General features: G+C 66.9%; 11 protein-coding genes, 1 tRNA gene and 1 pseudogene. 11 read left to right on the top strand and 2 right to left on the bottom strand.

The features are described 5' to 3' along the window. Window positions 1-86: 86 nt before the first annotated feature. A pseudogene (folP, locus tag OD750_RS22215) lies at window positions 87-854 on the top strand (dihydropteroate synthase); the annotation flags it as partial. A gap of 153 nt (window positions 855-1,007) precedes the next feature. Here the strand turns inward: folP and OD750_RS22210 are convergent. Next, on the bottom strand, window positions 1,008-2,819 hold the full coding sequence (locus OD750_RS22210) for a S8 family serine peptidase (protein WP_263544276.1): 1,812 nt from the start codon (window positions 2,817-2,819) through the stop codon (window positions 1,008-1,010). A gap of 261 nt (window positions 2,820-3,080) precedes the next feature. On the opposite strand from OD750_RS22210, the gene glmM reads away from it, so the two are divergent. Both glmM and OD750_RS22200 read left to right on the top strand, forming a co-directional pair. Beyond that, complete coding sequence (gene glmM / locus OD750_RS22205; protein WP_263544275.1) at window positions 3,081-4,427, top strand: phosphoglucosamine mutase; 1,347 nt, start codon at window positions 3,081-3,083, stop codon at window positions 4,425-4,427. 50 nt (window positions 4,428-4,477) lie between these two features. Next, window positions 4,478-5,413, top strand: coding sequence for an isopenicillin N synthase family dioxygenase (locus tag OD750_RS22200; RefSeq protein ID WP_263544274.1), 936 nt, complete (start codon window positions 4,478-4,480; stop codon window positions 5,411-5,413). A 172-nt stretch (window positions 5,414-5,585) separates the two neighbouring features. On the opposite strand, the gene OD750_RS22195 is transcribed toward OD750_RS22200, so the two are convergent. Next, window positions 5,586-6,404: an SDR family NAD(P)-dependent oxidoreductase gene (locus OD750_RS22195; RefSeq protein WP_263544273.1), complete on the bottom strand. Its 819-nt coding sequence runs from the start codon at window positions 6,402-6,404 to the stop codon at window positions 5,586-5,588. 117 nt (window positions 6,405-6,521) lie between these two features. Here OD750_RS22195 and tpiA point away from each other — a divergent pair, with 117 nt between their 5' ends. From tpiA to nuoE, 8 genes are all read left to right on the top strand, one after another. After that, window positions 6,522-7,268, top strand: a complete 747-nt coding sequence (tpiA, locus tag OD750_RS22190; protein WP_263544272.1) for a triose-phosphate isomerase — start codon at window positions 6,522-6,524, stop codon at window positions 7,266-7,268. 26 nt (window positions 7,269-7,294) lie between these two features. After that, on the top strand, window positions 7,295-7,786 hold the full coding sequence (gene secG, locus OD750_RS22185; protein WP_336407584.1) for a preprotein translocase subunit SecG: 492 nt from the start codon (window positions 7,295-7,297) through the stop codon (window positions 7,784-7,786). Window positions 7,787-7,798: 12 nt separating this feature from the next. After that, window positions 7,799-7,883 (top strand) — tRNA-Leu (locus OD750_RS22180). A gap of 81 nt (window positions 7,884-7,964) precedes the next feature. Then, window positions 7,965-8,321, top strand: coding sequence for an NADH-quinone oxidoreductase subunit A (locus OD750_RS22175; protein ID WP_263544270.1), 357 nt, complete (start codon window positions 7,965-7,967; stop codon window positions 8,319-8,321). After that, window positions 8,312-8,866 carry a NuoB/complex I 20 kDa subunit family protein gene (locus OD750_RS22170; RefSeq protein ID WP_263544269.1) on the top strand — a complete coding sequence of 185 codons (555 nt, stop codon included), beginning with the start codon at window positions 8,312-8,314 and terminating at the stop codon, window positions 8,864-8,866. The genes OD750_RS22175 and OD750_RS22170 overlap by 10 nt, the downstream gene beginning before the upstream one ends. Before the next feature lie 12 nt (window positions 8,867-8,878). Beyond that, the gene (locus OD750_RS22165) at window positions 8,879-9,613 is read left to right on the top strand and encodes an NADH-quinone oxidoreductase subunit C (RefSeq protein ID WP_263544268.1); all 735 of its coding nucleotides are present in this window, start codon (window positions 8,879-8,881) and stop codon (window positions 9,611-9,613) included. Between the two features lies 1 nt (window position 9,614). After that, window positions 9,615-10,868: an NADH-quinone oxidoreductase subunit D gene (locus OD750_RS22160; protein WP_263544267.1), complete on the top strand. Its 1,254-nt coding sequence runs from the start codon at window positions 9,615-9,617 to the stop codon at window positions 10,866-10,868. A 19-nt stretch (window positions 10,869-10,887) separates the two neighbouring features. Continuing rightward, the gene (gene nuoE, locus OD750_RS22155) at window positions 10,888-11,415 is read left to right on the top strand and encodes an NADH-quinone oxidoreductase subunit NuoE (RefSeq protein ID WP_263544266.1); all 528 of its coding nucleotides are present in this window, start codon (window positions 10,888-10,890) and stop codon (window positions 11,413-11,415) included. Window positions 11,416-11,467: the final 52 nt, after the last annotated feature.

Raw genomic sequence — 11,467 nt, 5'->3', positions numbered from 1 at the left:
GCCGCCGCGAGGCGGCTTTGTTTTTTCTCTTCAAGCCCTCTCCCCCACAGGCTTGTGGGGAGAGGGAGCGGGCCAAGGAGTAGCCGATGATCCATCCCGTCCTCAACTGCAACGGCCGCGAACTCGTCCTCGACCGCCCGCGCGTCTGCGGCATCGTCAACGTCACGCCCGATTCGTTCTCCGACGGCGGCGCCTACGTCGACCCGCAGGCCGCCATCGCGCACGGCCTCGCGCTCGTCGCGCAGGGCGCCGACCTGATCGACGTCGGCGGCGAATCGACGCGCCCCGGCGCGCAGGCCGTCGGCGCCGAGGAAGAATGCGCGCGCGTCGTGCCGATCATCGAGGCGCTCGCGCAGCGCACGAACGTGCCGATCTCGATCGATACGTCGAAGCCGGCCGTCATGCGCGCCGCGGTCGCGGCCGGCGCGGGCCTCATCAACGACGTGCGTGCCCTGCGCGAACCCGGCGCGCTTGACGCCGCGGCCGAGCTGACCGACGCCGCGATCGTGCTGATGCACATGCAGGGCGAGCCGCGCTCGATGCAGGATGCGCCGCACTACGACGAAGTCGTCGCGGACGTGAAACGGTTTCTCGCCGATCGCGTGTTTTCGTGCGAGCTCGCCGGCATCGCGAAGAAACGCCTCGCGGTCGATCCCGGCTTCGGCTTCGGCAAGACGCTCGAGCACAATCTCGCGATCTTCAAGGCGCTCGAAGAATTCGCCGGACTCGGCGTGCCGCTGCTCGTCGGACTCTCGCGCAAATCGATGCTGGGCGCGCTGACCGGCCGCGACAAACCCGCCGACCGCGTGCACGCGTCCGTCGCCGCCGCGCTCGTCGCGGTGCAGCGCGGCGCGCAGATCGTGCGCGTGCACGACGTCGCCGCGACGGTCGATGCGCTCAAGGTCTGGGCCGCGGTCGGCGATCGCAAGCCCGCGAAAAGCCGTCGCCGCCCGGCTTGCGCTGGGGCGACGACGACTGAATCGCGTTCGTTGAAGAACGCGCGATTATTACAGCGGGAAGAAAATGCTCGGGAAGCCGATGCTCCACGAGTCGATGTTGACGTTGGCGGCCGAACCGCTGTTCGTCACGCGCAGCTTCCACAGGCCGTCGGCGATTTCGCCGCTCGCGTTGACGGTCTGCGTCGTCACGAATGACGCCGTGTTGTTGTGCAGCACCTTGACGACGGAGCCGTCGGCGGCGATCAGTTCGATCTTGAACTTCGTCGCGTCGACGAGGCCGCCGCCGCGCACGAGCAGCTTGTATTTCACGGTCGTGCTCGACGCCGCATTCGCGCCGTACTGGCCCCAGACCGTATTCGGCGACGTGACGTTGCCGTTGGCCGGAACCGCGTAGTTGTTCGTGTTCTCGAAGAACGTCGGCTTGACGTAGTTCGCCGGGCTCGGACTCACCGCGACGTTGCCGTTGTAGCCGCTGCCGACCGCGCGCAGCGTGTGCAGCGCGTCGATCAGGCCCCAGCCGCACGATTTGACCGCGTCGAACGCGCAGTCGAGCGCCGCGGTGCCGTTGTACTTCATGAGGTTCTCGACCTGCGCCGGCGTGAACGGACCTTCGGCGAGGATCATCGCCGCGAGGCCGGCGACCTGCGGCGCGGCCATCGACGTGCCCTGATAGCTCGCATAGCCTTCGGCGACCTGCACCGTCGTGCCGGTGTTAACCGTCGAGACGATCGTGCCGGGCGCGGCGACGTCGATCTTGTCGCCGAAGTTGGAATAGCTCGCGAGCGAGCCGGTGCTCGAAAGCGCGGCGACCGCGACGACGTTGTTGCAGCGCGCGGGCGTCGCGGTCGCGACGTTGACGGCGTCGTTGCCGGCCGCGACGACGACGACCGCGCCGTTGCCGACCGCCGTATTGATCGCCGTCTGCATCGAAGAGGCCGCGGTGCACGTGCCGGGGCCGCCGAGCGAGAGGTTGATCACCTTCGCCGGATTCGGATTCGCCGGCACGCCCGCAACCGCGCCGCCGGACGCCCAGATGATAGCCTCGGCGACGTCGGACAACGTGCCGCCGCATTTGCCGAGCACGCGCACCGGCACGACCTTCGCGTCGTACGCGACGCCGGCCGAGCCCTTCTTGCTGTTGTTCGTGACGGCCGCCGCGATGCCGGCGACGTGCGAGCCGTGCCAGCTCGACGGCGCGCCGGTCGGGTCGCCGCACTCGCCGTCGTCGTACCAGTCGCCTTCGTCGTTCGGGTTCGCGTCGCGGCCGTCGCCGTCGCGCGCCGTCGTGGCGCTCGAGATGAAGTCGTAGCCGCCGACGATGTTCGCGTCGAGATCGCCGTGCGGCGTGATGCCGGTGTCGATCACCGCGATCTTGACGCCGGCGCCGGTCGAGTAGTGCCACGCGCCGGCCGTGTTCGTGCCGAAGCGCGACTTGTAGTACGCCCACTGATCGGGATATTTCGCGTCGTTCGGCGTGAACGTGTGCTTGAGCAGGCGATCGGGTTCGACCGAACGCACCGCCGGATTGCGCGCGATCTCGAGCATTGCCAGCTCGGCCTCGTCGCGCGACAGGGCGGCTTCTCGCTTCGCGTCGCCGCGCGATTCGACCAGCCAGCCGCCGGTCGCGAGCCGGCGCACGGTTTCGAGGCGGCGGCCGACCGCCGAGCCTGCGCGATCGAGGTCCGCGCGCAGCGCCGATTCGTTCGAGGCGTCGTCGAGCGTGACGATCAAGCGCGTGACGTTCGCGTCGAGCGCGCTCGTGTCGACGCGGTCCGACGCGTCGCTCGCGGCGTGCGCCGCGGCGCCGAGCGCAAGGACGACGGCTTGCGCGAGCGCAAGTTTCAACAGCGACTTCTTCATTGAAAAACCCTCCGATTGGACAACGCCGGTTCCTGCCGCGGAATGCGGCGGCTTCCTTTGCCGATGCGGTGCGTTGCGATCGGAAATAACGCCGGTTTCGGAAAAAAGCGAACAATGTGCGCTTCTTGCCGTGTCGGTCGTTTGGCCTGCTCGCTGGCGACGGAAAACCCGGAAAGTGGCCGGCGCGGCCGTAATCTGGCAACCTGCGCGGCCCGGTTTCCGCGCGCCGGCGCGCGCGGGCCGCACGAAACGGCAGACGCAATGAGCGAACGCAAGTATTTCGGTACCGACGGCATCCGCGGCCGCGTCGGCGAATGGCCGATCACGGCCGAATTCATGTTGAAGCTGGGCCGCGCGGCCGGCGCGGTGCTCAAGGACGCCAGCGGCGTCGCGACCGTGCTGATCGGCAAGGACACGCGCATTTCGGGCTACATGTTCGAATCGGCGCTCGAAGCCGGGCTCGTCGCCGCCGGCGCGAACGTGCGCCTGCTCGGACCGATGCCGACGCCGGCCGTCGCGTACTTGACGCGCAGCCTGCGCGCGAGCGCCGGCATCGTGATCAGCGCGTCGCACAATCCGCACCAGGACAACGGCATCAAATTCTTCTCGGCCGCGGGCGAAAAGCTCGACGACGCCGTCGAGCTCGCGATCGAGGCCGAACTCGAAGCGCCGTTCACGACGGTCGCGTCCGAGCACATCGGCAAGGCCGCGCGCATCGCCGACGCGCCGGCGCGCTATGCGGAATTCTGCAAATCTACCATCGCGGAAGATCTGAACCTCAAGCGCCTGAAGATCGTCGTCGACTGCGCGCACGGCGCGACGTACCAGATCGCCCCGACGCTGTTCGAAGAACTCGGCGCGACCGTCGTCGGCATCGGCACGCAGCCCGACGGTCTCAACATCAATCGCGACGTCGGCTCGACGCGACCGGCGGCGCTGCAGCGCGCCGTGCTCGAACACGGCGCCGACCTCGGCATCGCGTTCGACGGCGACGGCGACCGCGTGCAGATGGTCGACCACACCGGCAGGCTCGTCGACGGCGACGACATCCTGCACGTGCTGGCGAGCGACTGGCATGCGAGCGGCCGTCTGCAAGGCCCGGTCGTCGGCACGCTGATGACGAACTACGGGCTGGAGCAGGCGTTCGCCGCGGCCGGCGTCGGCTTCATCCGTGCCAGGGTCGGCGACCGCTACGTCATGCAGCAGCTGAAGCAGCACGACGGCATCCTTGGCGGCGAAGCGTCGGGCCATATCCTGTGTCTCGACCAGGCGAGTACCGGCGACGGCATCGTCAGCGCGCTGCAGGTGCTCGAAGTCGTGGTGCGCCGCGCGCGACCGCTCGCCGATCTCGTCGCGGGCTGGATGCGCCTGCCGCAGAAGACCGTCAACGTGCGTGTGTCCGGCGGCGCGAAGCTGCTCGAACATGCGTCGGTCGTGGCCGAGCGTGCCGCGGTCGAACGCGAACTCGACGGGCGAGGGCGCCTCGTGCTGCGCGCGTCGGGCACCGAGCCGCTCGTGCGCGTGACGATCGAGTCGGCCGACGCGGCGCTCGTCGACGCGCTGGCCGCGCGGCTCGCGCGGGTCGTAGAATCCGCCGCGAACTCCTGAACGATCTCTGGCCGCCGGCGCGCGGTCGTCTCTCATCACCGGAAAACGCCATGTCAGCCATTCCGACCCTCGACATCCGCCGCTACGACACCGACCGCGACGCCTTCGTGCGCGAGCTCGGCGCCGCGTATCGCGAATGGGGTTTCGCGGGCATCCGCGGCCACGGCATCAGCAACGAACTGATCGACGGCGCGTACGAGCGCTTCCGGCAGTTCTTCGCGCTGCCGGCCGAAACGAAGATGAAGTACCACTTGAAGGGCACCGGCGGCGCGCGCGGCTACACGCCGTTCGGCGTCGAGACCGCGAAGGATTCGCGCTATCCGGACCTCAAGGAGTTCTGGCACGTCGGCCGCGAACTGCCGGAGGGTTCGAAGTTCGCCGACGTGATGGCGCCGAACCTGTGGCCGGTCGAAGTGCCGGGTTTTCGCGACTACGCGTACGGGTTGTATACCGCACTCGATGCGCTCGGTTCGCGCGTGCTGCGCGCGCTCGCGCTGCACATCGGGCTGCCCGAGACGTTCTTCGAAGACAAGACGAACCTCGGCAATTCGATCCTGCGTCCGATCCACTATCCGCCGATCACGTCGCCCGACGTTCCGAACGTGCGCGCCGGCGCGCACGAGGACATCAACTTCATCACGCTGCTGGTCGGCGCGAGCGCCGCGGGTCTCGAAGTGAAGTCGCGCGCGGGCGAGTGGGTGCCGTTCACGGCCGACGCCGACACGATCGTGGTGAACATCGGCGACATGCTGCAGCGGCTGACGAACCACGTGTATCCGTCGACGACGCACCGCGTGACGAATCCGCCGGGCGAAGCGGCGCGCAAGCCGCGCTACTCGGTGCCGTTCTTCCTGCATCCGAATCCCGACGTCGTGCTCGACCCGCTCGATTCGTGCGTGACCGCCGACAATCCGAGGCGCTACGACACCTCGATCACCGCGCACGAGTATCTGCTGGAGCGGCTGCGCGAGATCAAGCTGGTATAGCACTCTTCGGCTGCGAGCGTTTGATTTGCTCCCTCTCCTCCAAGCTCGCTTGGGGGAGAGGGGCGGGGTGAGGGGGCGACGCCGAAATCTGCATCGACCTCGACGAAGTGCGTGGCGTCGCCCCCTCACCCAACCCTCTCCCCCAAACGCTGAGCGTTTGGGGGAGAGGGCTTTAATGCGGATCCTGCACACGAAAATCCTTCGAGCGCTTCTGCACGAGCGCGAGCCCGACCTTGTCGGGCAGCACCTTGATCAGCCCCTTGATGAAGCGGTTCACGCGTCCGGTCACGCGCACGATCTCGCCGCGCTCGGTCGCGTCCCAACCTTCGCGCGCCACTTCCTCCGACGTCATCCACATCCACTTCGGCATCTTCGACACGAGCGGCCGCGAGCCGGTGACATCGTGGAATTCGGAATAAGTGAAGCCGGGGCAGACCGCGCAGACGTTCACGCCGAATTGGCGATTCTCGAGCGCGAGCGACTGCGAGAACTTGATCAGGTACGCCTTCGACGCCGCATACATCGTATGACCGGCCGAACCGGGCACGTGCCCCGCGAGCGACGCGATGTTCGCGATGCGGCCGTAGCGGCGCTGCTGCATGCCGGGCAGCAGGCGATACGCAAGCTCGCACGGCGCGGTCATCAGCACCTGGATGAAGTCGGCGTGGCGCTGCCACGGCTGCGAAAGATAGTGGCCGGGCACGCCGTAGCCGGCGTTGTTGATCAGGATGTCGATCGCGATGCCGCGGCGTTCGATGTCCGCGCACAGCGCCTCGGGCGCCTTCGGGTCGGCGAGGTCGGCCGCGATCGTCTCGACGCGCAGGCCGGGGTGCTTGCCGGCCAGTTCCGCAGCGAGCTTCGCCAGGCGCTCCTCGCGCCGCGCGGTCACCACGAGCGACGCGCCGCGCGCGGCGAGTTCGCGCGCGAACGCCTCGCCGATACCGGCCGACGCGCCGGTCACCAGGGCCCAGCGCGAACTCGTCGTGGTCATGCGATCGTCTCCTCGGATGGCGGGATGCCGAGCATAGCCGCGCGGCCGGCCGCGATGCATTGCGGCAGGGCGTCCGCATCGCTATCCTTCGCGCCCTCTCAACCGCAGCCCGCGAACATGCGCCGTCAATTCGTCGCCGGAAACTGGAAGATGCACGGAACGCTCGCCAGCGCCGACGCGCTCGTGCGCGCCGTCGTCGCCGGTTGCCCGCAGGGCGTCGACGTCGCGGTGTTCCCGCCGGCCGTGCAGGCCGCGCCGCTCGCGGCGTTGCTGGCCGGCAGTCCGGTCGCGGTCGGCGTGCAGGACGTCAGCGAGCATGCGCAGGGCGCCTATACCGGCGACGTCGCGGCATCGATGGCGCGCGACGTCGGCTGCACGCACACGCTGGTCGGCCATTCGGAACGCCGGCAGTATCATGCCGAGTCGAACGAGCAGGTCGCGGCGAAGTTCGCGCAGGCGCAGGCGGCCGGTCTCGTGCCGGTGCTGTGCGTCGGCGAAACGCTGGCCGAGCGCGAAGAAGGGCGGACGAACGCCGTCGTCGCGGCGCAGATCGAAGCGGTCCGCACGCGTTGCGGCATCGGCGCGTTCGCGCAGGCCGTGGTGGCGTATGAACCGGTCTGGGCGATCGGTACCGGACGCACCGCGAGCGCCGCGCAGGCACAGGAAGTTCATGCGTTCATCCGTAGCCAACTTGCGAAAGACGATGCTACAATCGCAAACTCGCTACGGATTGTTTACGGTGGTAGCGTTAAGCCCTCGAATGCGGTCGAGCTCTTCGCTCAGCCGGATGTCGACGGCGGATTGATCGGCGGCGCCTCTCTGGTAGCGGCCGATTTCCTGGCGATTTGTGAGGCGGCGCGCTGAGCGCGATGCCTGGTTGAGTCGAGATGCTGCTGACGATCTTCAACGTTTTCTACATTCTCATCGCAGTCGCGATGGTTGCGCTGATTCTCTTGCAGCGCGGCGCTGGCGCGGACGCGGGCTCCGGTTTCGGAGCTGGCGCCTCGGCGACGGTGTTCGGCGCGCGGGGCTCGGCCAACTTCCTGTCGCGCGCCACTGCGGTGCTTGCCGGATTGTTCTTCCTGCTCAGTCTGGGCATGGGCATGTACTTGAGTCGCGGCGGCGGCGCCGGCATCCGGCCGCAGACCGATTTGGGCGTCATGTCCGGTGTTGAAGTGCCTTCCGCCACCGAGAAAGCTCCTGCTTCCGCGACGCCGCCGGCCGGCGACGTTCCGCAGGCGGCGACCCCGGCTCCGGCGGCATCCGCTTCGGACAAGCCTGCTTCGGACACCACCGAAGTGCCCAAGCCAGTTCCTGCCGAGGCCGCTCCGGCCAAAGACGGCAAGACCGATGCCAAGGCGGACGAGTCGAAGAAGAACTAGTTGGAACGCAATGCCCAGATGGCGGAATTGGTAGACGCACTACCTTGAGGTGGTAGCGACTTCGGTCGTGGGGGTTCGAGTCCCCCTTTGGGCACCAATCTAGTTTACGGTCGTACGCAGCTGCAGGGCTCATACGGCCGCTGATGCATCGAAGTCTGATGCGGAGGTTCGCTGACCCGTGCTTGCCGAATACTGGCCCATCCTGCTTTTCATCACCGTCGCTACCGGCCTGGGCCTAGTGCTGCTCGCCGTCGGTACGCTGCTCGGTCCCAAGACCCCCACGCTCAAGAAGCGATCCGCGTACGAATGCGGCTTCGAAGCCTTCGAAGACGCGCGCATGAAGTTCGACGTGCGCTACTACCTGATCGCGATCCTCTTCATCATCTTCGATCTGGAAATCGCGTTCCTGTTTCCCTGGGCCGTGGTGTTCAAGCAGATCGGCATCGTCGCACTGATCGAAATGGGCCTGTTCCTGGCGCTGCTCGTCGTCGGCTTCGTCTACGTCTGGAAGAAGGGAGCGCTGGAATGGGAGTGATCGACAGCGTAAGCCGGGTGATGCACAACCCGGTTCCGGTTTCCACGGTCGACGACATCCTGCGCCCCGGCGACGACAATCCGCTGATCGAACGCGGTTTCGCCACGGCGCGCATGGACGATCTGATCAACTGGGCGCGCACCGGCTCGATGTGGCCGATGACGTTCGGTCTCGCCTGCTGCGCGGTCGAAATGATGCACGCGGGCGCCGCGCGCCTCGACCTCGACCGCTACGGCGTCGTGTTCCGTCCGTCGCCGCGCCAGTCCGACGTCATGATCGTCGCGGGTACGCTGGTCAACAAGATGGCGCCGGCGCTGCGCAAGGTCTACGACCAGATGCCCGATCCCAAGTGGGTCATTTCGATGGGCTCGTGCGCGAACGGCGGCGGCTACTACCACTATTCGTACGCGGTCGTCCGCGGCTGCGATCGCATCGTGCCGGTCGACGTGTACGTGCCGGGCTGCCCGCCGACGGCCGAAGCCCTGGTCTACGGCATTCTGCAATTGCAGAAAAAGATACGCCGCACCAACACCATCGCGCGCTGACGGGAACCCCGCATGAGCGAGAACACGCCCAACCCGCTGGCGCAGCGCCTCTCCGCGCGTCTTGGCGCCAGCCTCGTCGCCCTGACCGAACGTCGCGGCGAACTGACCCTCGAAGTGCTGCCGGAAAACTGGCTGGCCGTCGCCAAAATGATGCGCGACGACGCCGACCTGTCGTTCGAGCAGCTGATCGATCTCGCCGGCGTCGACTACCTCGGCTACGGCCAGACCGAGTGGGACACCACCGACGTTTCGAACCAGGGCTTCTCGCGCGGCGTCGAAGGCGAAGGCCCCGGGCGCTTCCGCTGGAGCGACCGGCCGAAGGCCGGCAAGCAGGAGCGCCGCTACGCGGTCGTCGTGCATCTGCGTTCGATCGCGCACAACGGCCTCGTGCGCCTGCGCGCCTACTGCACCGACGACGCGCTGCCGCTGATCCCGTCGCTGACCGGCGTCTACCCGGTCGCGAACTGGTTCGAGCGCGAGGCGTTCGACCTCTACGGCATCGTGTTCGAAGGCCATCCGGACCTGCGCCGCATCCTGACCGACTACGGTTTCGTCGGCCATCCGTTCCGCAAGGATTTCCCGCTGATCGGCAACGTCGAAGTGCGCTACGACGCGCAGGCCGAGCGCGTGATCTACGAACCGGTGTCGATCGACCCGCGCGTGCTCGTGCCGCGCGTGATCCGCGACGATTCGCGCTACGACCAGGCGAAAGCCGAAGCGGCTGCCGCACAGCCGGCGGGGAAGTGACATGCAGGAAATCCGCAACTACACGATCAACTTCGGCCCGCAGCATCCGGCCGCCCACGGCGTGCTGCGCCTCGTGCTGGAAATGGACGGCGAGACGATCATGCGCGCCGATCCGCACGTCGGCCTCCTGCATCGCGGGACCGAGAAGCTCGCCGAGTCCAAGCCGTTCAACCAGTCGATCGGCTACATGGACCGTCTCGACTACGTGTCGATGATGTGCAACGAGCACGCCTACGTGCGTGCGATCGAAAACCTCATGGGTATCGAGGCGCCGATCCGCGCGCAGTACATCCGCACGATGTTCGACGAGATCACGCGCATCCTGAACCACCTGATGTGGATCGGATCGAACGGCCTCGATCTCGGCGCGATGGCGGTGTTCCTGTATGCGTTCCGCGAGCGCGAAGAGCTGATGGACTGCTACGAAGCGGTGTCCGGCGCGCGCATGCACGCGACGTACTACCGCCCGGGCGGCGTCTACCGCGACCTGCCCGAGCAGATGCCCAAGTACAAGGAATCGCGCTGGCACAAGGGCCGCGACCTGACGCGCATGAACGAATGGCGCGAAGGCTCGATGCTCGATTTCCTCGACGCGTTCTGCAAGGACTTCTACGGCAAGGTCGACGAATACGAAACGCTCCTGACCGACAACCGCATCTGGAAGCAGCGCACGGTCGGCATCGGCGTCGTGTCGCCGGAAGAGGCGCACGCGTGGGGCATGACCGGTCCGATGCTGCGCGGTTCGGGCATCGCCTGGGATCTGCGCAAGAAGCGGCCGTACGCGGCATACGACAAGATGGACTTCGACATCCCGGTCGGCGTCAAGGGCGACTGCTACGACCGCTACCTCGTGCGCATCGAAGAAATGCGCCAGTCGAACCGCATCATCGAGCAGTGCGTGAAGTGGCTGCGCGCCAATCCCGGCCCGGTCATGGTGCAGAACTTCAAGGTCGCTCCGCCGTCTCGCGAAGAGATGAAGGACGACATGGAAGCGCTGATCCACCACTTCAAACTGTTCACCGAAGGCTATTGCGTGCCGGCGGGCGAGACGTACAGCGCGGTGGAGGCGCCGAAAGGCGAATTCGGCGTGTACATGATCTCCGACGGCGCGAACAAGCCGTTCCGCCTCAAACTGCGCGCGCCGGGCTTCGCGCATCTGTCATCGATGGACGCGATCGTGCGCGGCCACATGCTGTCCGACGTCGTCGCGATGATCGGCACCTACGACATCGTGTTCGGCGAAGTCGACCGCTGAGCGCGACGGGAGCGAGAGAATGAAAGCAACCGGCAACTACGACAAGGTCAAGGACGTCGATCCGCTCGTCGTACTCACCGAACACACGCGTCACCACATCGAAGAGTGGGTCGCGCGCTTCCCGCCCGACCGCAAGCGCTCGGCGCTGATCCAGTCGCTGTTCGCGGCGCAGGAGCAGAACGGCGGATTCCTCACCGACGAGCTGATCACCGCGGTGGCGAAGTATCTCGAGCTGCCGCCGGTGTGGGCGTACGAAGTGGCGAGCTTCTATTCGATGTTCGAGACGTCGCCGGTCGGCCGCAACAACGTGGCGATCTGCACCAACATCTCGTGCTGGTTGAACGGCGCCGAGGACATCGTGCGCCGCTGCGAAAAGAAGCTCGGCATCAAGCTCGGCGAAAGCACGGCGGACGGCCGCATCTATTTGAAGCGCGAAGAAGAATGCCTCGCGGCATGCTGCGGCGCGCCGATGATGGTGGTCAACGGCCACTATCACGAAAACCTGACCGACGAGAAAGTGGACCAGATTCTCGACGGCCTGAAGTAAGGCAGGGCGGGGCGGACATCCAACGCGGCGAACGCCGCGCCTGCATCAAGAG

It is taken from the genome of Tahibacter soli (assembly GCF_025717065.2).
In the GTDB taxonomy this organism is placed as follows: Bacteria; Pseudomonadota; Gammaproteobacteria; order Xanthomonadales; family Rhodanobacteraceae; genus Tahibacter; species Tahibacter soli.
Note: the sequence above shows the minus strand (reverse complement) of the source record. Positions and strands in the feature narration are given on the sequence as shown.

What these genes read in the sequence shown, in the direction of transcription:
- OD750_RS22195 (WP_263544273.1), bottom strand. Translation starts at nt 6,404, where the DNA reads ATGACCACGACGAGTTCGCGCTGGGCCCTGGTGACCGGCGCGTCGGCC.
- OD750_RS22165 (WP_263544268.1), top strand. Translation starts at nt 8,879, where the DNA reads ATGAGCGAGAACACGCCCAACCCGCTGGCGCAGCGCCTCTCCGCGCGT.
- OD750_RS22200 (WP_263544274.1), top strand. Translation starts at nt 4,478, where the DNA reads ATGTCAGCCATTCCGACCCTCGACATCCGCCGCTACGACACCGACCGC.
- tpiA (WP_263544272.1), top strand. Translation starts at nt 6,522, where the DNA reads ATGCGCCGTCAATTCGTCGCCGGAAACTGGAAGATGCACGGAACGCTC.
- OD750_RS22160 (WP_263544267.1), top strand. Translation starts at nt 9,615, where the DNA reads ATGCAGGAAATCCGCAACTACACGATCAACTTCGGCCCGCAGCATCCG.
- OD750_RS22170 (WP_263544269.1), top strand. Translation starts at nt 8,312, where the DNA reads ATGGGAGTGATCGACAGCGTAAGCCGGGTGATGCACAACCCGGTTCCG.
- glmM (WP_263544275.1), top strand. Translation starts at nt 3,081, where the DNA reads ATGAGCGAACGCAAGTATTTCGGTACCGACGGCATCCGCGGCCGCGTC.
- nuoE (WP_263544266.1), top strand. Translation starts at nt 10,888, where the DNA reads ATGAAAGCAACCGGCAACTACGACAAGGTCAAGGACGTCGATCCGCTC.
- OD750_RS22210 (WP_263544276.1), bottom strand. Translation starts at nt 2,819, where the DNA reads ATGAAGAAGTCGCTGTTGAAACTTGCGCTCGCGCAAGCCGTCGTCCTT.